We start from the raw sequence: 21,547 nt of genomic DNA on the forward strand, positions 1-21,547 counted from the left end.
TTGGTTGGCGATGCAGGTGTCCAGCGTGCGGCGCGGCCGAGGCCAGCGGCGAGCATTCTTGCCCTCTGGCAGGATAGCAAAGGCGTGCCGCACATCTTCATGGGCCGCCGCCATGCCTCGCTCAAGTTCATGCCAGGTTTTCTGGTTTTTCCCGGAGGGCGGGTCGAACCCCGTGACCGGCTTGACGAAACAAAGGACCGCCTGACGGCAGCTTGCGCGCGCGTGCTTGATGCGGAGGTGGCAGGCATAGCTGGATCATCGTTTGCCCAAGCTGCGCTGCGCGAATGTTTGGAAGAAACCGGATTGGCACTGGCAGGCCATCTGGACGGCAGCCTCATTTACATCGCTCGCGCCATCACACCGCCGCACCTACCTATCCGGTACGACACACGCTTCTTCCTGGCTAAGGTCAAGGCAACAGAGGTGCCACCAATGCCCACCGGTTCTGGTGATGGTGAGCTTCTGCAGCCAGGGTGGTTTGCCGCGCCTTCGTTGGCTGATCAGCCCCTGCACCATGTGACGCAGGCCGTGCTCAACCATGGGCTGCAAGAGGATGTGACCGAGCAATCGCGACTTCTCGTAGCCGACCGCCGACCCAAGCGCTGGAAGGGATTGCCACCACTGCGATCGCGGGATCTGAGAGCCGCGCAAACCAAGAACGACACGGCCACCGGCCCTTGACAAAAAAGCCGTTTGGCTCGATAGCACCGCATCCTCCGACCTATGCCCATTGGTGGTCAGCGCGTCTGACGGTCGGCACCCTTTTACCGATTGACTATCGAGGCCCTTCGCATGGCAAAAGCCACGACCATCAAAATCCGGCTCGTTTCGACAGCCGACACCGGCTACTATTATGTGGCCAAGAAGAATTCCCGCACCATGACCGAGAAGATGGTTGTGCGCAAATATGATCCGATCGCGCGCAAGCATGTTGAGTTCAAGGAAGCGAAGATCAAATAACCGACGCGTCGACGTCGCTTGATCGCAGCGCGCTCTCGTTCGGGAGCGCGCTTTTTTTGGCTTTGTGTTTGGAGAAAAGACCGCGAGCGGCTGGTGCCGTGCTCCAGGCTTGAGGAGGCCAAAAGGTGGAGATGGGCACCAGCCATCCCAACGTTCCGGGGTGTGCGGCGGACCCGAAACGCAAGTGGGACCCGCACGAGGCGGTAAGGAATTTAAGCCGCAAATCAGTGCTTTAGCGCAAGCGAATACGCGGTTAATGGGGCTCTGGCGCCCAGATTTGTAGGATTAACCTTGCCTGTTGTGGTTAAAGCTGGCCGGTAAGGTTAAGCGGCAAGCATGACCCGGTTTCGACCGTCACGTTTGGCCTTGTAAAGCGCTTCATCGGCACGCTTCAAAATGGCTTCAGCGGTGTCTTCCGGCCCCTGAATTGTTGCAACGCCGAGCGAGATCGTGATGGTGAGTTGTTTTTGACCACCTGCAACCGGGATGGGGTCATGGTCCATGCGCGCACGCAAGCGTTCTGCAATGGCAGCCGCCGCGTCTTGATCGGAATCGGGCAAGATCAACACAAACTCTTCGCCGCCATAGCGGCAGGCAAGGTCCGCGCCGCGTACCGATTTACGGATGCGATCGCCAAACTCGCGCAAGACTTCATCTCCCACATCATGACCGTGGGTATCGTTGATCGATTTGAAGAAATCGATGTCAGTGAGCACCAACGACAAGGTTTTGCCACGCGATGCCGCCTGATGGGTCAAAGCCCGAAAATGGGTGTCGAAATAGCGCCGATTGTGGAGACCGGTTAGGCCATCCATGATCGCCATTTCCATCGTCTGTTCAACACTCTCGCGCAATTGGTCGGCATAAAGCTTGCGGCGCAATTGGGTCACCACACGCGCCATCAACTCGTTGGCATCGATTGGCCGGACCAGATAATCGCTAACGCCCATGTCGAGGCCGCGCAGGACTTTGGCGTCATTTTCCGGCTCGGATATGATCACGATCGGCAGAGCGCGTGTTTTCTCCAGATTCTGGAGCTGCGAGCAAAGGCGCAGGCCATCATAATCACGCAGCGACAGGCTGACGACGATGAGGTCGTAAGCTTCGTCGGCGATATGGAAGAGCGCTGATTCTGGATCGGTGTGAACATTCACGTCAAACCGCTTGGAGAGCGTCGTCTTCAGCCGCTCATAGGAACTGGGGCGATCGTCAACCAGGAGAATTTTGCCCGTTATTGCCGAATCATCGACGGGCGCGGCGGCAGGCTGCCCCATGGCATCGCGGGTCGATGCACGCCCACGCAGTTCATCGATCAGCCGTTTCACCCGGACCAGGTTCTTCACCCGCGTCAGCAGCGCCACATCTTTGATTGGCTTGGTGAGGAAATCATCGGCGCCCGCTTCCAGGCCGGTCACGCGGTCGCTTGGCTGATCAAGCGCAGTCACCATGACGACCGGAATGTGCGCAGTCTTCGGATCGGCCTTCAAGCGACGACAGGTTTCAAAGCCATCAAGCCCCGGCATCATGACGTCGAGAATGATGATATCGCAATCAGAACTGCCGGCGATATCAAGCGCCTCGAAGCCGCTGGTGGCGGTCAGAACTTCAAAATACTCCGCCTTCAGACGGGCTTCTAGAAGTTTGACGTTGGCGACAATGTCATCGACGACGAGTACGCGCGCGGTCATGGTAAGTCCTTATGCTTCGCCCACAAATGTGCGGATTGTGTCGAGAAAGCCCGACACGGAAATGGGTTTGGAGATGTAAGCTTCACAACCGCCGGAACGGATGCGTTCTTCATCGCCCTTCATGGCAAATGCGGTGACCGCGATAACGGGAATGTGGCGAAGATCATCATCTTCCTTCAGCCAGCGCGTCACATCGAGGCCAGAAACTTCCGGCAATTGGATGTCCATTAAAATGAGATCCGGACGGTGCGTACGTGCAAGCTCCATGGCATCCATGCCATTGCCGGTTTTCACGGTGGCGTAGCCTTTGGCTTCCAGAAGGTCGCTGAACAGCTTCATGTTCAGCTCATTGTCCTCCACGATGAGGATCGTCTTGCTCATTCTATTGCTCCGGATCGGCAAACCGGCACCAGGGTTTGCCCCAAAAGCGAATCCAAGGGGCATCAGGCGCGGTTGCCTTTACGTTTGTTATGCCGTTCAAACTTGAAGAAAAAGCAAAGGTCGGCACATGAAGGCTGCTCGACCCTGGGTAAATCGGGTCCCAATTGGGACAAACAATAGGCAGCGTTAATGAAGGCTGACCGCGAAACTATAGTCCTGCAGTTGCTGGTGTTTTTGGGTGGGCGCCCCGAAGATATGGAGCGATTTTTCGCGCTGTCCGGTGTTGCGCCCGCTGAACTGCGCGCGCGCGTTAGCGATTCCGGCTTTCAGGATGGGTTGTTCGACTACGTTATGGCCAATGAACCGCTGTTGCTGGCTTTTTGCGAGGAAAGCGGTCTTGAACCGGCCTCTGTCGCGCGCCAAGCGCAGGCTGGATCCGCTGGCGACCTTTGGCCGTGATCACCGGCTATTGCCGTGACTGTCTCGCGCAGGCGCAGGGCAAGACACGCGCCGACCTTCCCAAGCGCTGCCCGGCCTGTGGGTCACCGCGGATGCTTGTTCATGACGAGCTTGAAAGCCTATCCATCGCGCATATCGACTGCGATGCCTTTTTTGCGGCAGTGGAAAAGCTCGACAATCCTGATCTGCGCGACAAGCCGGTCATTGTTGGCGGCGGCCAGCGCGGCGTCGTTTCCACCTGCTGTTACATCGCCCGTATCCATGGTGTGCACTCGGCGATGCCCATGTTCACCGCCCGCAAACTCTGCCCGGATGCGGTGATCGTGAAGCCCAACATGAAACGCTATGTTGAGGTTGGCCAAGAAATTCGCCAGCACATGTTGGCGCTAACCCCGCTGGTCGAACCCTTGTCGATTGATGAGGCGTTTCTTGATCTCACCGGCACGGAACGCCTGCATGACGGTTCGCCCGCGCTCACCCTGTTGCGTTTTGCCAAAAGCATCGAGGAGGATATCGGCGTAACCGTCTCGGTCGGCCTCTCGCACAACAAATCGATGGCCAAGATGGCCTCCGACATGGACAAGCCGCGTGGTTTTGCGGTCATTGGCCGCGCTGAAACCCTCGACCTTCTCGCACCCATGCCGGTGCGCGCGCTTTTTGGCGTTGGCGCGGCTATGGCGCGAAGTCTTGAAAAGAAGGGTTATGCGACCCTCGCCGATCTTCAGGCTGCCGAGCCGGAACGTTTATGGCGCAGTTTCGGCGAGCATGGGGCGCGGCTGCACGACCTGGCGTCCGGCATCGATCCGCGTCCTGTTCGACCGGACCGCGAACGTAAGAGCGTTTCTTCCGAACGGACGTTCAACGAGGACATCGTTGACCTTGATGCGCTACGGGTGATTGCGCGTGGCGCCAGCGAACGGGTTGCCAAACAATTGAAAGCCAAGCACTTCAGCGGCCGGACGGTCACGCTGAAGATCAAGACCGCGGCGTTCAAGACGCTGACGCGCTCGCACAGCTTGCCAACGCCGACGCAAAGTGCGGATCGTATTTTTCGCACGGTCGAGCCCATGCTTCAGGGTGTGGTAGATGGCACGCGGTTTCGTCTTCTGGGCGTGGGCGTCTCGGAGCTCATGGACGCCGAGGATGCCGATGATCGCGATCTGGCTGATGCCGATGCGCAACGCCGCACCGAGGCTGAAAAGGCTATGGATTCCTTACGCGCGCGGTTCGGCGACGATGCGGTTGGTGTTGGTTTGGTGTTTGGACAGTCCGCGCCCAAGCAGGCCGATCATTCGGCTTCACGGCAGAGCAAAGACCATCACTCGACGCAGGCTGATGGGCGAAACGCTTCGAAGTCGGCAAGCACACCGCGAAGCGAGAACGATCCATAGTCGAGGATCAATTGGTCCGACACGCCATTGGTATCCAGCGAGTAGGACACGACGAAACTTGGTCCGGAATCGGGTTCAACGGGATCGAAATAGCTCAACGTCACGGGCCAAGCGCGCGTCGGCGCAGGAAAATCACCCCAGCTTTCCGGACGATCGCCTTGATCCTCGTCGATCTGCCTATCACCATCCGCGTTGGCGCGCACAGGACCGACAACGGTTGGCGCTCCTGCCTCGCCGATGATCGCCGTGACGGGCTGGGCAAGCCCGGTTTCGTGGCTGCCATCAAAAACCGACGTGAAAACCAAATGCTCCTCGGCCAAGGCGGCGCGCATGACTGCCTCGGTCAGTTGGTTAGGAAACAGTGTCTCCGCCATGGCCGCGGTAGTTGTTTCTTCCTCAGCAAACCGGCGGATCGTCAGATTGCCTTGCGGCTCGCGCTCTGCGGCACCGGTCACCGAGATCGGTTCTTCTTCATTGGTCTCGGTGTTGGTCTGAAAGGTAAATACCTGGCCGGCGCCATCTTCAAAGGCACGGTAACTGGTCTGTGTACGGATCGTGTTGCCGCTGCGCCCCTCGATGGACAGGATCATGTCGCTGGCCATCGTCCAGCCGGTGCACCCAGCCCCGGTCACCTCAAAAATGAAGAGACCGGAGGCAAAATCGATGCCCGAATCGCGCTCGCTGTCGATCAGCGTCAGTTCATAAACCGCGCGATGGGAAAGCAAGTCGAAACCATCCGAAGCCTCAGCGGTCGACGCCGTAAAAACGGCAGATAGGGACAGCAGACTGCTGAACAGCAAAAAACCGTTGCGCCGCTGGCCGAAGCCACTGGACGTTCGCTCGCGCGTCTTTAGATGATAAGGCTGCAAGAGGTGGTCAGGTCCCGTGGCCGGTCAAGTTCACATCAATTTTGAGATACACGTCCCATGCGTTTCGAGCAACGATTTGCCGGTTTTGGCGTTAATCTGGCCGGCCTTTGCGGTCCGTTTAAGACGCTGGTCTCTTAGCACCCAATGCCGAACACTCCCCTTTGGTTGACCGCTCGTCCCGCGGCGCATCGCGGCCTGCACGACAGAAGCCATGGCCTTGTCGAGAACACGATACCGGCGTTTGAGGCAGCGATTGAGCGTGGCTTTGCCATCGAGTTGGATGTGCAGCCGACGGCCGATGGAGATGTGGTGGTCTTTCATGACCATACTTTGGGCCGTTTGACAGCGGAAAAAGGTGATGTGCGCGATCATACACGTGAGGCTTTGGAAGCTATCCCAGTGACCGGGTCGGGGACGACGATTCCGTCGCTCGCCAAAGTGCTGGCCCATGTGGATGGGCGAACGCCGCTGCTGGTGGAGCTCAAGAGCAATTTTGACGGACAGTTGGGTCTTGCCGATGCAGTTGCTGGCGCGACGAACGCTTATCCCGGCCCGCTGGCTCTGATGTCGTTCGATCCAGCGCTTGTTGCCCGCCTGCGTACCCACAGGCTCGGTCGTCCGCTGGGCATTGTTTCGGCAAGCATGGGGTATGAGCATTGGGTGCATTTATCGCGATGGCAGAGTTTTGTTCAGGGCGCTTTACTGCACCGGCCAGCGCTTTGGTGCGATTTTGTATCCTACAATCACGACCATTTGCCGGCTGTCTCTCCACTGCTCGCCAAGTGGCTCGGACGCAAGGCGCTGCTGTGCTGGACCGTAAAAAACGCCGCCGCCGCCAAACGGGTCAGCCGCTATGTTGATGCCATCACCTTTGAGGGTTTCGACCCGCATGAGCTTGCGCCATGAGTGAACCGGACACCGGCCAGGACGGTGCGCGCACGCTTGAGACGGTTGAAAGCATTGGCGACATGCCCAAAGACGCTTGGGATGCGTTAGAAGGCGCCTCGCGCACCTCTGGTGTGGCGTACAACCCTTTCGTTTCTCACGCATTTTTGTCAGCCTTGGAAGATTCCGGTTCGGCGGAACCGGAAACCGGATGGATCGGCTCGCACGTTATCCTTCGCGATTCCGACGGCATCGTCGAAGCCGCCCTACCCGCTTATTTGAAGATGCACAGCTATGGCGAATATGTCTTCGACCATGCTTGGGCCGACGCCTATGAGCGGGCCGGCGGGCGATACTATCCCAAACTGCAATCAAGCATTCCGTTCACGCCGGCCAGCGCCCCAAAACTGCTCACGCGTGGGGAAGAAACCGGCTCTCAGGCTCTGCTGGCCGAAGGTGCCAAGGCGGTCGTCGACAAGCTCGGCCTATCCTCAGCGCACATCACATTCGTCAGCGACGAGGAGGCACAGCTTCTTGAGGCGCATGATTTTCTCACCCGCCACGACCAGCAGTTCCATTGGTACAATGAAGACTATGCAGGGTTTTCAAACTTTGAGGCGGCGTTGGCATCGCGCAAGCGCAAGCAAATTCGCAAGGAGCGCCGCGACGCGCTGGCCAATGACATCGAAATCGCGTGGATTTCCGGAAGCGATTTAAAGGAAGAGCATTGGGACGCGTTCTTCGTTTTTTACCAGGACACCGGCGCGCGCAAATGGGGTCAACCCTATCTGACGCGTTCGTTCTTCTCGCTGATCGGCGAGCGTATGGCCGAGGACATCGTGCTGATCATGGCCAAACGCGGGGGACGGTATGTCGCCGGCGCGCTCAATTTCAAAGGTGCCGACGCGCTTTATGGGCGCAACTGGGGTTGCACGGAGCATCATCCGTTTCTGCACTTTGAGGTCTGTTATTATCAGGCCATCGACTATGCGATCGCAAACAAGCTCGACCGCGTCGAAGCCGGAGCCCAAGGTGCGCACAAGCTAGCGCGCGGGTATATTCCGGCGATCACAACGAGCATGCACTACATTCCCAATGAGAGCTTTCGCCGCGCCGTTTCGGATTATCTGGCTGGCGAGCGTGAGCAGGTGATGTTCGACGCGCAATATCTTGAACAGCGCACCCCTTTCCGCAAAGCTTGATCACGCCTCCAAGACTGTCGCCAAGGACCCTGCCATGACTGACTATGATCCGCAGAACATCTTCGCCAAGATTTTGCAGGGGGAGATTCCAAGTCATACGATTCTGGAGAATGACCAGGTTCTGGCTATCATGGATGTCATGCCGCAGGCGGAGGGGCATGCGCTGGTGATTCCAAAGGCGCCATCACGCAACTTGCTCGACGCCGATCCAGCCACGTTGGCTGCGCTGTTCGAGGCGGTACAGAAGGTGGCGCAGGCCGCTAATCAGGCCTTTGAGGCCGACGGGATTACGATCCAGCAATTCAATGAGGCGGCCGGTGGCCAGTCGGTGTTTCACCTGCACGTGCATGTGATCCCGCGGCACACCGGCGTGCCGCTGAAGCCGCATACTGGCGAGATGGCCGACCAGGCGATGCTGGCCAGCCAGGCTGAAAAGTATCGCGCCATTCTCGGCTGACCGGGATGATTTCTAGATCGTCTCTTTGATGACGGCGGTGGTCTCATCGCCGGTGTTGGGCGTGCCGCGCGGTTCAATGAGCAAGAGGTGGGCTTCGCGATCGGCGACCGGACGGTGCTTTTTGCCCTTCGGAACAACGTAGAGCTCACCAGGCCCAAGTGTGACATTGCCATCCTCGGTTTCGATCCGCACTTCGCCATCGAGAACCAGAAAGAAATCGTCGGTGTCGGGATGGTCGTGCCAGACGAACTCGCCCTGCACTTTGACCACCATGATGTCGTTGTCGTTGAACTGACCGACGATCTTTGGTGACCATTGGTCAGAAAACTGGCTGAGCTTGGCCGCCAGGTTGATGGCTTCTGGCTTCAAGATTTCCTCCCTAAGCAAAAAGGCCGGACAATTGCCCGGCCTTTTTCCAACTAAGTCTTCAACGGCACCTTGGGCACTGCGCCGCGGCCGCCGCTTGAGCCGGGCTTTTTGCGCCCAGAGGCTTTGCCCGTTGGGGCTTTGGTGGCGGTCGCCTTGGCCACCGTCTTCTTCTTCGCCGGTGCCTTGCGTTTGGCTTTGGACGGAACCGGATCGGGCTTAGGCTTCACCGGTTCGGCGACCGTTTCCAGTTTCAATCCAACGGTTTTGCCTTTCTCGTTCTGATCGAGATCGACCCGCACCGTCCCGCCTTTGACCAAGTTTCCAAAGAGAACCTGATCAGCCAGTGGCTTCTTGATATGCTCCTGGATCACGCGTCCCAATGGCCGCGCGCCCATATGCTCATCATAGCCCTCAATGGCCAGCCATTCGCGTGCCTTGTCGGTCAGCTCGATGACCACGTTGCGATCAGAGAGCTGCGTTTCCAGCTGCAGCACGAATTTGTCGACCACACGGAAGACAACCTCTTGCGGCAAATGCCCGAACTGGATGATCGCATCCAAGCGGTTGCGGAATTCCGGCGCGAACAGGCGGTTGATCGCCTCCATGTCCTCGCCTTCACGGCGCGCCGATTTGAAGCCAATCGCCGGTTTGGCCATGTCCTGCGCGCCCGCATTTGTGGTCATGATGATGATCACATTGCGGAAATCGACTTCCTTACCATTGGAGTCGGTCAGCTTGCCGTGATCCATGACCTGCAAGAGCACGTTAAAGAGGTCCGGATGGGCCTTTTCGATCTCATCAAGCAGGAGCACGCAATAAGGGTGCTGGTCGACACCATCGGTCAGCAAGCCACCTTGGTCGAAGCCGACATAGCCAGGAGGCGCGCCGATCAGCCGTGAAACGGCGTGCCGCTCCATATACTCCGACATATCGAACCGCAGCAGTTCCACGCCAAGCAGATTGGCGAGTTGCTTGGCGACCTCGGTCTTGCCGACACCGGTCGGGCCGGAGAACAAATAGTTGCCAATCGGCTTTTCTGGCTCACGAAGACCCGCACGGGACAGCTTGATGGCGGCGGATAACGCAGTGATTGCATCATCCTGACCGAAGACCACCCGACGCAGGTTGGTCTCAAGCCCTTTGATGGTTTCGGCATCGTCTTTTGTAACGTTCTTGGGTGGGATACGCGCCATCAAAGCAATGGCGTTCTCCACTTCTTTGACACCGATGGTTTTACGGCGCCGGTTTTCGGGCACCAATTGCTGCGAGGCACCGGTCTCATCGATCACGTCGATGGCTTTGTCCGGCAGTTTGCGGTCATTGATGTAACGCGCCGACAATTCAACGGCCGTCTTGATGGCATCATGGGTGTAGCGAACCTTGTGATAGTCCTCGAAATAGGGCTTCAGGCCCTTCAGGATCTCGATGGCGTCCGGCACACTTGGCTCGGTGACATCGATCTTCTGGAATCGGCGAACGAGCGCCCGGTCCTTCTCGAAGAACTGGCGGTATTCCTTGTAGGTCGTCGAGCCAATGCAGCGCAGCGTGCCGGCGGCAAGTGCGGGTTTGAGCAGGTTCGAGGCATCCATGGCGCCACCGGAGGTCGCGCCGGCGCCGATCACGGTGTGAATTTCATCGATGAACATGATCGCGCCGTCATAGGCTTCGATTTCCTTGACGACCTGCTTCAGACGTTCCTCGAAATCGCCGCGATAGCGCGTGCCGGCGAGCAACACGCCCATATCGAGTGAGAACACGGTCGCATCGGCGAGCACCTGTGGCACGTCACCGTCCACGATGCGTTTGGCCAAGCCTTCGGCGATGGCCGTTTTACCAACACCTGGGTCACCAACAAGCAGCGGATTGTTCTTCTGACGACGGCAGAGCACTTGCACGGTGCGCTGAATCTCTTTGCCGCGACCGATCAGCGGATCAATCTTACCGTCCTTGGCTTTCTCGTTGAGATTGACGCAATAGGCTTCCAGCGCTTCGTTTTTCTTCGCTTCGCGACCTTCACCCTCGCCCACTTCTTCATCGGCGCCGCGCGGCGTGCGCGGTTCGCTCGCACCCGGACGCTTGGCGATGCCGTGCGAGATGTAATTAACCGCGTCATAACGGGTCATGTCCTGCTCTTGCAGGAAGTAGGCGGCGTGGCTTTCACGTTCGGCAAAGATGGCAACCAGAACGTTGGCGCCGGTCACTTCATCACGGCCGGAAGACTGTACGTGGATCACCGCGCGTTGAATAACGCGCTGAAACCCAGCGGTTGGTTTGGCCTCTTCGCCGTTTTCGGCGGTGAGGTCGACCAGTTCGTGATCGACATAGTCGGCAACAGCATCGCGGAGCGCGGCTACGTCAACGCTGCAGGCCTGCATGACGCCGAGCGCGTCCTCATCGTCCATGAGCGCCAGAAGCAGGTGCTCCAGCGTTGCATATTCATGACTGCGCTCATTGGCGCCGGCTAAGGCGCGATGCAGGGCTTTTTCAAGACTACGGGAAAAGGTTGGCACAGGCGGCTCTCACTTTTTTTCCATAACGCATTGCAAAGGGTGCTGATTCTGTCGGGCGAAATCCATGACTTGAGTCACTTTGGTCTCCGCCACTTCGTAGGTGTAGACGCCGCATTCGCCCACACCGTTCTGATGGACATGCAGCATGATCTGGGTCGCTTCATCACGGGTCTTGCGAAAGAACCGCTCAAGCACGTGCACGACGAACTCCATCGGTGTGTAATCATCATTGAGCAGCAATACCCGGTACAGATTGGGGCGTTTGACCTTGGGTTTGGTGCGCGTGATGACGGCCGTACCGCTGCCGGTATCGTCATCATCACCCCCATCGGCGCCCTCGCTAGAAAGCGTTGTCTTTGGGATGCGGATCACGGGGGGCAGCGCGGAGTTGGTCTTGGTCAGGTCGGACATGGTCGGGCTGGTCAATTGCGTCGGTTCGGCGATCACGGTCGTTAATACCATGGTGCAGTCTGATTGGGTTGGATGGTGAAGCACAATAGCGGTGCCTTCAAGGCCAATAATCTGCCGGGCACAGCCTATTAAATATGCGCCACCTGCAAGATTTAAAGGGGCAGACGGTGGCTTGCCTGCGCGAGCGTCTTCGGCTGCAGGCAGCCAGGCGATATTCAAACGCCATGACGCGCAAAAACAGTGTGCATGAGCGACAAAAGAAAGGGCCGGTGCCATGCGGCACCAGCCCTTCTTGAGACAGTTGGAGCGCGACCGATCAAATGATCGATCAACTCTCAATATGTCGGCATCGAACCCACTCGGCGGCGGCTCAATGCGACCGCGTCAGCTTATTTGGCCACTTTGGCGAACATGCCTTCATAAGGCTTGTAGGTTTCTTTGGCGAGGTCGACGACCATTTCGTTGACTTTGGTTGCCTGGCCAACGAACGCTTCGTAAGCGGACTTCATGTAATCGGACTGCACTTCAACAGCTTTGTCGAGCGACTTGGCTGCAAGCAGGTCTTCCATGGCGGCAGAACCGGTTTCCATGGCTTTCTTGGAATAATCCTGGGTTTCCAGGGCCAGCGCCTGAACGCCTTTGGACATAGCGGCCACTGAGGCCATCGCCAAGTCCATGTTTTCTTTGCCGGTCTTCTGGATATCGTCGAAATTCGTCATCATGTCCTTAGCTCCATAAGGTGGTTATCGTCTGAAAAGATGGGCCGCCTTTGTTTGCAGCGCACAACGATATATGTGCATCGCAACATTGCTGTCAAGACGAAATTGTTGCGCTGCACAAATTGCAATTTCTGCCGTGCATTTAACCCTTCTGAAACCCTTAAATCCGTAGTTTGACCGCCAAAGCTTGGTTCAAGCGCGTTCTGCCTGGACAGAAAGCTTTGGGGGCGTACCGGCTCGCGTATCTGAGCAGGAAAACCAATGGGTGGTAGTGTGTTGCGTAGAGTATCGTTGGTGCAGGCTTGGCTTGCACTGCTTGTTGCTGTTGGCGTCATGTTCGGTTCGTTTTCCGGACCTTCTTCGGCCAACGCCAATCCCCGTTATGCGGCGCTGGTCGTTGACGCGCGCAATGGCGAGGTCCTTTTCTCCCGACATGCCAATGCGCCGCGGTTCCCGGCATCGCTGACAAAAGTGATGACGCTCTACATTCTGTTTGAAGAGCTGGAGGCTGGCCGCCTTTCGCTCGATACGCGCATGAACGTATCAGCGCATGCCCAATCCCAACCGCCTTCCGAACTCGGATTGCGTCAGGGTCAAACGATCACTGTCCGCGATGCGATGCTCTCGCTGGTCACGAAATCGGCCAACGATGCCGCATCGGTTGTTGCTGAACATATTGGTGGCACCGAATGGAGCTTTGCCCAGCGCATGACCGAAACGGCGCGCCGCATTGGCATGAGCAACACAACGTTCCGAAATGCCTCCGGCCTGCCCAACCGCGAACAGCGCACCACCGCCCACGACATGGTTTTGATGGGACGTGCGATCTATGAGCGCTTTCCACAGCGCTACCAGGTCTTCTCGACCACCAGTTTCCGTTATGCTGGCCGCACCTACCGCAATCACAACCGTCTTCTTGGCACGGTGCGCGGCGTTGATGGCATCAAAACCGGCTTCATCCGAGCGTCCGGCTTCAACCTGCTATCCTCGGTCAATGATCGTGGCCGCCACATTGTTGCTGTTGTGATGGGTGGACGCACTGGCGCGAGCCGTAACGCCCATATGCGTGACCTGATTGCTCGGCATCTGCCACAGGCATCCACCGGTCCACGTACCGCTCGCCTGCTGGTTGCGCGTGCGCAGTTCAATCCACCCTCGCCTGTGCCGCATCCAGCAGCCCTGCCTGCGGTTGCCTTTGCCGCGGCGAACGCAATGATGGCGTCGACGCCGCCGCAACCATTGCCCGCACCGCTGGCCGCCGTTGAAGTGGCGACGGTTTCCGCACCAGCTTCGGCAAGCATGGTGGCAACGCATTCCCCTGCAGCGCCAACTGCGACCGCGTCCGCGCCAGGTGGGATGCAGCTCGGCAGCGTTCCGGTGGATGGATGGACCATCCAAATCGGCGCTTTACCGAGCCAAGAGGCCGCTGTGAATATGTTGGTGCAAGCCAGGGGACGGGTGAACGATCTGACCGCGCGCACGCCCTACACGCAAAGCATTCAATCCAACGGCGCGACCCTTTGGCGTGCCAGGTTCGGCGGGTTCAACAGCCGAGACCGCGCACAGGCTGCCTGTAGCGCCTTGGAAGCGCAAAGCTTTGCTTGCCTCGCGGTCCGCCCAGACCGCTAACGGACGAGCCCACATCTTTCTCGGCTTTTTGTGTTTTAGGAGTATCAGCCGTGCAACTTCAGCAAAACTTCCTTGGCAAGATTGACCTTGGCCGCAAGGTAGGTCGATCCGCCTCTGTCGGGATGGATGTTAGCCATCAAACGCCGGTGCGCCGCACGAATGGCGTCGGCATTGGCGCCCGCCTGAAGCCCCAGGATCTCATAGGCCTCGTCTTCAGCCATGCCGCCCGTATCCGCCGCGCCGGCGCTCCGGCCACTCGACCCTTGGTCATGGTGTTCTCGCCAACCGGCAAACGTGCGGTCCAGGTACGCTTCTAACAAGCGCACGCTCTCGCCATCATCGGCCATCGCGCCAAGCGCGTTGGTGAGTTCATCGCGGGAACAGGCGTTAAGCGCCCTGCCCTTCCATGGACCGTCGATAAAGGTGCCTGCGATTTCTCCGGTTCCTTGATCGAGCTTCATTTCCAGATATTTGGTGCTGACCGTCGGACCACCGCTCGTCCGCTGCGCACCGTACACCCCATCGACATCATCAAAGCCTTTGGGTCGCCCACGAAACATGGCGCGGTTGCGCATGGCATGGTTGGCGAGCGCAAACACATGGCTCATGGCGCCAACGCGACCTGTGAGCAGCAACAACCCCGCCAGACCGACCAGCAATGCAATGCCACCGAAGCGCGCGTGCTGGGCGATCTTGGCGGCCGGAACCCTTGTTAAGGCCCGTCCGGCGAGGAGGAACAGTGCCAAGAGGACCAGCCCAAAGATCAGATAGATCATCGCATCTGCTCCAGCAAAAGACGCCCTTCCCGGCTTTGCGCACTCTCAAGTGCTGCGCGACCACCGGAGGCATAGCGCGCCACGGCCTGCAAGAGACGCGCTAACGTTTCGGCTGAACGTTCGTCAAACTGAAAATAACCACCACCGGAGTTGTTGGCCATCGAGCGGAATACACTGCCAGCAAAGCGATCAGTCCCTTCGTGGAACATGAACAGCTTGCAACCGAGAAGCCCAAGTTCACCGGCCATCTGGCTGAGCGCATCGGCGTCCTCCTCGACGGCATCGCCAATATAGACCAGTGCGGGGACAGGGGCCTTGGCGATCTCCTTGCGGGCAAAGCTTAGGACGCGCCCAATTTGCGTCTGGCCGCCGAGACATCCGATGCCTTGCATCAAACGGGCCAGTGAGTTGCCGTCGGTTTGCCATCCCGAGGCGCGGCATTCATTGAAACCGCGAAAGTAGATAAGCTTCATCGCCAAGCCGTTGACCGTGTTGGCTTCCTGGAACATCGCCGATTGGATGTGCATCGCCCGGTCCCATGTGCGTTCTCGGCTAAGCGTGGCATCAAGTGCGAACAGCAATCGACCGGATGAGCCGGGCTTCGGGGCGCTGCCAAGGGCGGCAACGAACGCATCGACAGAACCAGTTTTGCTGGCCTTTGTCGGCTTGGTGTCAGGTTTGACGGTAGGCGTTTGTTTCGTCATGCGTCTTCATTTGGGATGCACAAGGCAGCTTGAGAAGGGTATAGGGCGGACAAACCGGCTGCGTTTCGTGGCCGCACTTGCCCTTTTCAGCACAGATTAGCCATCCATGACCCTCGTTTGTCGCACCGTTTCTGACCTTCGCGCGATTCAATCCGCGCTCAAGGCCGCTGGCAAGACCAGCGCCCTTGTACCAACAATGGGCGCGCTCCACGCTGGGCATCTAGCCCTTGTTGGCGATGCCGCGAACCGCGCTGATGCAGTAATTGCGACGATCTTTGTGAACCCCACCCAGTTCGGGCCGAACGAGGATCTCGATCGCTACCCGCGCCAGGAGGCTGACGATCTAGCAGCGCTGGAAAAAGCCGGCGTGCACGCTGTTTTCGTCCCTGACGCGCATGAGATTTACGGGCCGAACGATGCCACGCGCATCATCATGGAAGGACCTGCGCTTGGCCTGGAAGCTGATTTCCGCCCGCATTTTTTTCACGGTGTGGCAACCGTCGTTAGTCGGTTACTTCTTGCTGCCATGTGCGACGTGGCGGTTTTCGGCGAGAAAGACTATCAACAGTTGCTCGTAATCAAACGCATGGTCGAGGACCTCAAAATACCCGTTTCGATCCAGGCAAGCCCAACCATCCGAGAATCCGACGGCCTCGCGCTATCCTCGCGTAATGCTTACCTTTCATCGGACGAGCGCCAACGCGCGCCAGAGCTGCACCGCGCGCTGCAGGCCTGTCGCGACAGTTTGCTGGCCGACGAAGGCGAAGAACGGGCGGTCGGAACGGCACTCGCCCACGTCAGAGCGGCAGGATTTAAGCCTGACTATTTCGCGTTGCGCGACAAGGATACCCTCGGGCCGATGACCGACCTCACAAATGCGCGGTTGTTGGCGGCGGCTTGGCTTGGGAAAACGCGCTTGATTGACAATATCGCCGTCTAGAGCAGTCCGAGCTCAACAAGATCGCGCCGCATCGACGGCTCGATCGCCTCCGCCCCCTCGCCTGCCAAGTTTGCCAGATCGGCGGGCGCATCCTCTGGCTTGAGATAACGCCAACCCTGGAACGGTCGTCTTGGCTGCGGCCGGGTTGCGATCAAGTCCGGCTCAAGCACCAGGTGGCAACGACTGATGCCGTCGTCGTCCTTGAACGGGCGGATGTCGAGCAGCCGTTGGCGGCAGGCAATCGTGCCTTTGATCACCCAATAGAGCGATCCACCATCAAGAAGCGCGTCACGCTGCTTGGGGACCATGCGCGTGGTGTGGAGTTGCTCAACCGGGAGACCGCCGCGGCGTTTGCGCTCCAATGTCATCGCCACCCAATGCCGATGATCGTCCAACGATTCGGCACCGACGCATAATTTCAGAAGGTGAAGGCTCATCGCGGCATCATGCCCCGTGATATCTGCCAAACCAAGCAATACTACGCATGTGATGCGGGCGATCCACAGGTCTCAAGCTTGAATTGCAGTCCGTTTTCAACGCAACCAAACGTCTAGAACTGCACTACGTATGGAGCATCACGGATAGGCGCTACGGCCTCCGTGAAGCTAACCTAACGCCATCAGATAGGCCCTATTGCGAACAGCGGTGCCAAGGCTTGTTTGGCCAACTTTGATTTAACAGCATTACGATTTGCGATGAACGACCAAACTCCTTTTGCCGCCCAAAGCACCGGTTACGGTTCGCTGAATATCAATGCGGCAGAAACCGCCAGCTATCTTAAGCTGATTGCCAATGAGCGCAGGCTGATGATTTTATGCCTACTTGCAGCTAAGGGCGAAGCGACCGTGTCGTTTCTCTCGCAATCGATCAGCCTTGGCCAATCGGCAATGTCGCAACATCTGGCTCGTTTGCGGGCCGATAATCTCGTTGATTTCCGTAAGGACGGTCAGATGGCCTTTTATCGGATTGCCGATGAGCGGGTCGAAGAGCTGCTGCTAAAGCTGCAAGATATCTTCACCGGCTAGTTTTTCGGGATCAGCGTTGCTCGACAGGCAATCCGGCGTCAATCCAGGCTGATATTCCGCCCTTCAGGTGCGTAACCTGATCCAATCCCATCATTTTGGCTGTTTGGGCAGCGAGCGCCGATCGCCAACCGCTGGCGCAGTAGAAGACAAACTGTGCTTCTTCGGCAAAAAGCGGCTTGTGATAGGGGCTTTGCGGATCGATCCAGAATTCGAGCATGCCGCGCGGGCAATGCTTTGCGCCGGGGATGCGTCCAGTTTTCGCGAGCTCGCGGACATCGCGTACATCGATGAACCAGGATTCTTCGTTTTCCAGGAGCGTTTTAGCCGCCTCAGCTGTGATATGGCCCACGGCGGCGTCTGCTTCGGCAACCAATTGGGCCGCCTTGCCTGGACTTGGGAGACTGTCGGTCGCGTCAGTCATGACGCTTTGTGCAATCTAGTTGGACACGACCGCAAGAGCGGTGGTCTCAAAGCCGCCAAAAAACCAGACCAAGGCTACAACGCATAAGGCGCAAGCCACTGTCCAGCGCGCAGCCGTCCAGCAAGAAACCGTATCACTATTGATCATGAAGCCCTCACACCGCCTCGCAAACAGACTTGAAACAGCGAAGCGTGCGGCTCATTAACGAAGTGTTTACCGCACCGCAAGGTACCATTTTTGCATAGCAGCAATTCAATTGTTGATGGTGAACGCTCTTGTCGTCGTTTGCCAAAACGGATTGCCGCGTGTAGCGACTCACCGTGATCCGGCCAGCCACCTTTTCCGACGTCCTGCTTTTGATCTTGCTGGCAGCGATCTACGGATCCGCTTTTACCGCCATCAAGATCGCTGTGCCGGAACTTGGCCCATTTGGGCTGGTGCTTGCCCGTGTGCTGATCGGCTTTGCGGTGTTGCTACCCTATGCGCTGGCTCGCGGTTGGGTTTGGCCGTCGCGAGGGAGCAGTTGGGCGCTGCTGGCCTTCCTCTGCGCCTTCAACCTCATCATCCCGTTCTTTCTGGTCACGTGGGCGCAGCAGCACATCAATGCATCGCTGATGGCACTCCTGATGGGTGCCGGGCCTTTGTTCGGGCTATTGATGAGCCATGTCGCCACCCGTGACGACCGGCTTTCCGGCCCGAAACTCGCAGGCGTTGCGATTGGCTTTCTCGGAGTTGCGATCGTCCTTGGCGTTGATGCCTTCACAGGCCTGTCGGGCGGCAATTTCGAAGCTCGCTTGGCACAAGCCGCAGCTCTTGCGGCAAGCGCTTGTTACGCCGTCTCAGGGGTGTTTGTTCGACGGATCACAGATGTGCCACCGCATCAGCTTGCGAGCCTCGTTTTGGGCTTTGGCAGCCTGCTTCTGGTTTTGGCGACGCCGGTAATGGCGCCAGATATCGTGATGATTGTCAGTGGCTTAAGCCGCGATGCGCTGGTTGCAATGCTCTATTTGGGCGCGATCACGACCGGCGGTGCTTACATTCTGCGCTACACGCTCATCCGCACTGTTGGCATGAGCTATTTCGGGCTCAGCATCTATCTTGTGCCAGTTTTTGGCGTGGGTATCGCTGCGCTTTGGCTATCAGAGCCCATAACGCTCAGCCTGCTGGCTGGCCTTGGCCTGATACTGGTAGGGCTAGGCGTGGCGCGACTAAAACGACGGGCCGGAACGCCTACTGAACGCGAAGCGCCGATCCGGGAATGAAGCCGATTTGACCATCGGCGTTCACTTCGCACATGCGCTCGTTCAACTGGTTTTGTTGGGCACGCGGGGAACCGAACATCCATCCTTGGAAATCAAATTCTGGACGGCACCAACGCATGGCAACATCGCGCACGCCAGCTTCCACCGTTCCTGAAACGGCACTGTCCATCTCAGGGCCAGCTCGCAGAGGCTGTTCCTGCGTGGTCACGAAGCGCATGTCATAGGGATTGTCGCTGCGCTGCGCGTCCGCATTGGTCGTCGATGCGGCAACGATCGCAGCGGCAACACCGAGAAAGGCCATATGGGCAAGGATAAAAAGGGCAATCCGCTTGAGCATGGGGCAAGCTATTCCATGGACAGGTCAACTAATCTGTGCGGCGCGTCACATATCACAGCAATCCGTTTCGAAAACATTTATCATGGGCCCGGTAAGGCCTTTTTCACCATGAAGGCGCTGGTGTTGCCGCGCTGCAACATGCCTTGTGTCGGGCCTTCGTTGAATACCGGCTAGGACCCCGACGTAGGACAGCAAACATGAGCGATTGGAACATCGAAGAGCGACCGAACCGCTTCCCCTGGCCGCCAGTGCTGTTGGTTCTTTTCATTGGTCTAGGTTTCGTGTTGCGCGCCGTCGTGCCCTTCGACGTCGCACGAACGTCATTTAGCCAGTTTGCTGGCTTCGTCCTGATTGCTTTAGCCTTGGGTCTGGATGCATGGGCGTCTTTCACATTCACCCGGGCAAAAACGACAATCCTGCCGCATCGTGGATCACAAGCGCTGGTGACGCATGGGCCCTTCGCCTATTCCCGCAACCCGATCTATGTCGGCAATTTGATGATCTTGGTCGGCGTTGGACTTTTGGCCGGATCGCTGTGGCACATCGTGCTTGCGCCAGCGCTTGCTTTCGCGATTGGCCATTTTGCGATCCGCCGCGAAGAGGCCCATCTGGCGGCACGCTTCCCGCGCGAATGGGCCGACTACACCTCGCGCGTCCGGCGCTGGTTATAGTCGCTCAAATCCCGAACCATAGGGCGGCCAGACCAAGAAACGCAAAGAAGCCGACCACATCGGTTACCGTCGTGACGAACACGCTGGAGGCAATCGCTGGATCGATCTTGAAATGGTCGAGGATGATCGGGATGAGAATACCGGCGAGCGCTGCCGCCAGCATATTGACAATCATCGCCGCGCCGATGACGAAACCAAGGCCTGCACTGCCAAACCAGACGATTGCGACCACACCCATAAGCAGCGCAAATGCACCGCCATTGACCAAGCCGACATAGGTTTCCCGCAGAACCACACGGCCCATATTGTAGGGATCGAGGCTGTGGGTAGCCAGTGCGCGCACGGCTACCGTCATGGTCTGTGTGGCCGCGTTACCACCCATGGAGGCAACGATCGGCATCAGGATTGCGAGTGCAACCATTTGTTCAAGCGTGGCATCGAATAAGCCAATCACCAGAGATGCCAGAACGGCCGTTGCCAGGTTGACGCAAAGCCATGGCAGCCGCGAGCGGGTGATAGCGCGCACACTATCGGACACTTCTTCATCACCAACACCGGCGAGCGCGCGGATATCTTCGTCCGCCTCTTCCTGCACAACGTCGATGATATCGTCGATGGTGAGGACACCAACCAACCGGCCACCTGTATCGACAACGGCCGCAGAGGTCAGGTCGTATTTCTGGAAGGTGCGGGCGGCATCTTCCTGGTCGGTCTCGGCGCTGATTTCCTGCACCTCATCCATGATCGCCTCGATGGTGACCGGGCGTTTGGAACGCAGCATGCGATTGAGCTTGACAAAACCGAGCAGGCGATACCCCGGATCGACCACGAACAGATCGTGGAACTCTTCAGGCAGGTCGCTTGCCTCGCGCATATAGTCGATCGCCCGGCCAACCGTCCAAAAAGGTGGTACGGCAATGAAGTTGGACTGCATGCGCCGACCGGCCGATTCCTCGGGGTAATCAAGGGCCCGTTGCAGGGCGAGCCGATCCAGGGTCGGGATCGTGCGCAGGATCTCGGCTTGCGCGTTTTCAGGCAGATCTTCGAGAATGTAGACGGCATCATCGGACTCAAGCTCGACGAATCCAGCTGCGATCAGATGCAAAGGCAGAGCGTCGAGAACATCGATGCGAATCTGTTCATCGACTTCGGTCAACGCTGCGAAATCGAAATTTTCGCCGATCAACTCGATCAGCTTTGGACGTTCCTCCTCCGACAAGATCGTCAGAAGCTCGGCGACCTCCGAAACGTAGAGCTGATCGGTGAGCACGCGCAGTTCATCAGCGTTTTCCTCACCAAGTGCATTGCGTATCGATTCGACATAATCGCGCAGGAGATGATCGTCCTCAGTGCGAATCGGATCGGGCGGCGGAGCTTCCGCCCCGGGAACGGACTGTGCAGTTTCTAGCTCTGGTGCCATGGGTTGGTGCCGTTCGATGACCGTTGCGGGAACGTTTGTTCAATGCCCTGCCCGGTGTTGT

Annotated in this window: 25 protein-coding genes; 12 read left to right on the forward strand and 13 right to left on the reverse strand. The window is 58.1% G+C overall.

What is annotated here, in order from left to right:
* On the forward strand, positions 1–681 hold the full coding sequence (locus JJ917_04600) for an NUDIX hydrolase (GenBank protein MBO6698093.1): 681 nt from the start codon (positions 1–3) through the stop codon (positions 679–681).
* Positions 682–792: 111 nt separating this feature from the next.
* Positions 793–960 carry a 50S ribosomal protein L33 gene (gene rpmG, locus JJ917_04605; GenBank protein MBO6698094.1) on the forward strand — a complete coding sequence of 56 codons (168 nt, stop codon included), beginning with the start codon at positions 793–795 and terminating at the stop codon, positions 958–960.
* Between the two features lie 323 nt (positions 961–1,283).
* Here rpmG and JJ917_04610 read toward each other — a convergent pair whose 3' ends face one another.
* The gene (locus JJ917_04610; protein ID MBO6698095.1) at positions 1,284–2,648 is read right to left on the reverse strand and encodes a PleD family two-component system response regulator; all 1,365 of its coding nucleotides are present in this window, start codon (positions 2,646–2,648) and stop codon (positions 1,284–1,286) included.
* Between the two features lie 9 nt (positions 2,649–2,657).
* A complete protein-coding gene (locus JJ917_04615) occupies positions 2,658–3,029 on the reverse strand; it encodes a response regulator (GenBank protein ID MBO6698096.1) in 372 nt (123 codons plus the stop codon).
* Between the two features lie 189 nt (positions 3,030–3,218).
* Between JJ917_04615 and JJ917_04620 the strand changes: the two genes are divergently transcribed.
* Positions 3,219–3,488 carry a DUF3572 family protein gene (locus JJ917_04620; GenBank protein ID MBO6698097.1) on the forward strand — a complete coding sequence of 90 codons (270 nt, stop codon included), beginning with the start codon at positions 3,219–3,221 and terminating at the stop codon, positions 3,486–3,488.
* Positions 3,479–4,879, forward strand: a complete 1,401-nt coding sequence (locus tag JJ917_04625) for a DNA polymerase IV (GenBank protein MBO6698098.1) — start codon at positions 3,479–3,481, stop codon at positions 4,877–4,879. The genes JJ917_04620 and JJ917_04625 overlap by 10 nt, the downstream gene beginning before the upstream one ends.
* On the opposite strand, the gene JJ917_04630 is transcribed toward JJ917_04625, so the two are convergent.
* Positions 4,807–5,604, reverse strand: coding sequence for a DUF1849 family protein (locus JJ917_04630; GenBank protein MBO6698099.1), 798 nt, complete (start codon positions 5,602–5,604; stop codon positions 4,807–4,809). The genes JJ917_04625 and JJ917_04630 overlap by 73 nt on opposite strands.
* A 288-nt stretch (positions 5,605–5,892) precedes the next feature.
* Here JJ917_04630 and JJ917_04635 point away from each other — a divergent pair, with 288 nt between their 5' ends.
* The 3 genes from JJ917_04635 to JJ917_04645 are packed head-to-tail and all read left to right on the forward strand — an operon-like array spanning position 5,893 to position 8,292.
* On the forward strand, positions 5,893–6,654 hold the full coding sequence (locus JJ917_04635; protein MBO6698100.1) for a glycerophosphodiester phosphodiesterase: 762 nt from the start codon (positions 5,893–5,895) through the stop codon (positions 6,652–6,654).
* On the forward strand, positions 6,651–7,835 hold the full coding sequence (locus JJ917_04640; GenBank protein ID MBO6698101.1) for an N-acetyltransferase: 1,185 nt from the start codon (positions 6,651–6,653) through the stop codon (positions 7,833–7,835). The genes JJ917_04635 and JJ917_04640 overlap by 4 nt, the downstream gene beginning before the upstream one ends.
* Before the next feature lie 34 nt (positions 7,836–7,869).
* Positions 7,870–8,292 (forward strand): HIT family protein, encoded by a 423-nt coding sequence (locus JJ917_04645; protein ID MBO6698102.1) that lies wholly within the window; start codon positions 7,870–7,872, stop codon positions 8,290–8,292.
* A gap of 12 nt (positions 8,293–8,304) precedes the next feature.
* Here the strand turns inward: JJ917_04645 and JJ917_04650 are convergent, their stop codons facing one another.
* The 4 genes from JJ917_04650 to JJ917_04665 all read right to left on the reverse strand — a co-directional run bounded on the left by JJ917_04650 (position 8,305) and on the right by JJ917_04665 (position 12,304).
* Complete coding sequence (locus JJ917_04650) at positions 8,305–8,565, reverse strand: cupin domain-containing protein (GenBank protein MBO6698103.1); 261 nt, start codon at positions 8,563–8,565, stop codon at positions 8,305–8,307.
* A 146-nt stretch (positions 8,566–8,711) separates the two neighbouring features.
* Positions 8,712–11,171 (reverse strand): ATP-dependent Clp protease ATP-binding subunit ClpA, encoded by a 2,460-nt coding sequence (gene clpA, locus JJ917_04655; protein MBO6698104.1) that lies wholly within the window; start codon positions 11,169–11,171, stop codon positions 8,712–8,714.
* Positions 11,172–11,180: 9 nt separating this feature from the next.
* On the reverse strand, positions 11,181–11,534 hold the full coding sequence (clpS, locus tag JJ917_04660) for an ATP-dependent Clp protease adapter ClpS (GenBank protein ID MBO6698105.1): 354 nt from the start codon (positions 11,532–11,534) through the stop codon (positions 11,181–11,183).
* A gap of 437 nt (positions 11,535–11,971) precedes the next feature.
* The gene (locus tag JJ917_04665) at positions 11,972–12,304 is read right to left on the reverse strand and encodes a phasin family protein (protein MBO6698106.1); all 333 of its coding nucleotides are present in this window, start codon (positions 12,302–12,304) and stop codon (positions 11,972–11,974) included.
* A gap of 330 nt (positions 12,305–12,634) precedes the next feature.
* Between JJ917_04665 and JJ917_04670 the strand changes: the two genes are divergently transcribed.
* Positions 12,635–13,930 carry a D-alanyl-D-alanine carboxypeptidase gene (locus tag JJ917_04670; GenBank protein MBO6698107.1) on the forward strand — a complete coding sequence of 432 codons (1,296 nt, stop codon included), beginning with the start codon at positions 12,635–12,637 and terminating at the stop codon, positions 13,928–13,930.
* Positions 13,931–13,974: 44 nt separating this feature from the next.
* On the opposite strand, the gene JJ917_04675 is transcribed toward JJ917_04670, so the two are convergent.
* Positions 13,975–14,706: a DnaJ domain-containing protein gene (locus JJ917_04675; GenBank protein ID MBO6698108.1), complete on the reverse strand. Its 732-nt coding sequence runs from the start codon at positions 14,704–14,706 to the stop codon at positions 13,975–13,977.
* On the reverse strand, positions 14,703–15,410 hold the full coding sequence (locus JJ917_04680) for a VWA domain-containing protein (protein MBO6698109.1): 708 nt from the start codon (positions 15,408–15,410) through the stop codon (positions 14,703–14,705). Before JJ917_04680 ends, JJ917_04675 begins: the two co-directional genes overlap by 4 nt.
* 106 nt (positions 15,411–15,516) lie before the next feature.
* Here JJ917_04680 and JJ917_04685 point away from each other — a divergent pair, with 106 nt between their 5' ends.
* Complete coding sequence (locus tag JJ917_04685; protein MBO6698110.1) at positions 15,517–16,350, forward strand: pantoate--beta-alanine ligase; 834 nt, start codon at positions 15,517–15,519, stop codon at positions 16,348–16,350.
* Here the strand turns inward: JJ917_04685 and JJ917_04690 are convergent.
* Positions 16,347–16,787, reverse strand: coding sequence for a DUF1489 domain-containing protein (locus JJ917_04690; GenBank protein MBO6698111.1), 441 nt, complete (start codon positions 16,785–16,787; stop codon positions 16,347–16,349). The genes JJ917_04685 and JJ917_04690 overlap by 4 nt on opposite strands.
* Before the next feature lie 258 nt (positions 16,788–17,045).
* Between JJ917_04690 and JJ917_04695 the strand changes: the two genes are divergently transcribed.
* The gene (locus tag JJ917_04695; GenBank protein MBO6698112.1) at positions 17,046–17,375 is read left to right on the forward strand and encodes a helix-turn-helix transcriptional regulator; all 330 of its coding nucleotides are present in this window, start codon (positions 17,046–17,048) and stop codon (positions 17,373–17,375) included.
* 10 nt (positions 17,376–17,385) lie between these two features.
* On the opposite strand, the gene JJ917_04700 is transcribed toward JJ917_04695, so the two are convergent.
* Positions 17,386–17,796, reverse strand: coding sequence for a rhodanese-like domain-containing protein (locus JJ917_04700; protein MBO6698113.1), 411 nt, complete (start codon positions 17,794–17,796; stop codon positions 17,386–17,388).
* A gap of 320 nt (positions 17,797–18,116) precedes the next feature.
* Here JJ917_04700 and JJ917_04705 point away from each other — a divergent pair, with 320 nt between their 5' ends.
* Complete coding sequence (locus JJ917_04705) at positions 18,117–19,058, forward strand: DMT family transporter (GenBank protein MBO6698114.1); 942 nt, start codon at positions 18,117–18,119, stop codon at positions 19,056–19,058.
* Here JJ917_04705 and JJ917_04710 read toward each other — a convergent pair.
* Complete coding sequence (locus JJ917_04710; GenBank protein MBO6698115.1) at positions 19,027–19,395, reverse strand: hypothetical protein; 369 nt, start codon at positions 19,393–19,395, stop codon at positions 19,027–19,029. The genes JJ917_04705 and JJ917_04710 overlap by 32 nt on opposite strands.
* A 197-nt stretch (positions 19,396–19,592) precedes the next feature.
* Here JJ917_04710 and JJ917_04715 point away from each other — a divergent pair, with 197 nt between their 5' ends.
* Complete coding sequence (locus tag JJ917_04715) at positions 19,593–20,066, forward strand: isoprenylcysteine carboxylmethyltransferase family protein (GenBank protein ID MBO6698116.1); 474 nt, start codon at positions 19,593–19,595, stop codon at positions 20,064–20,066.
* Between the two features lie 4 nt (positions 20,067–20,070).
* On the opposite strand, the gene mgtE is transcribed toward JJ917_04715, so the two are convergent.
* A complete protein-coding gene (mgtE, locus tag JJ917_04720; protein MBO6698117.1) occupies positions 20,071–21,486 on the reverse strand; it encodes a magnesium transporter in 1,416 nt (471 codons plus the stop codon).
* Positions 21,487–21,547 lie beyond the last annotated feature (61 nt).

The organism is Hyphomicrobiales bacterium (assembly GCA_017642935.1).
In the GTDB taxonomy this organism is placed as follows: domain Bacteria; phylum Pseudomonadota; class Alphaproteobacteria; order Rhizobiales; family MH13; genus MH13.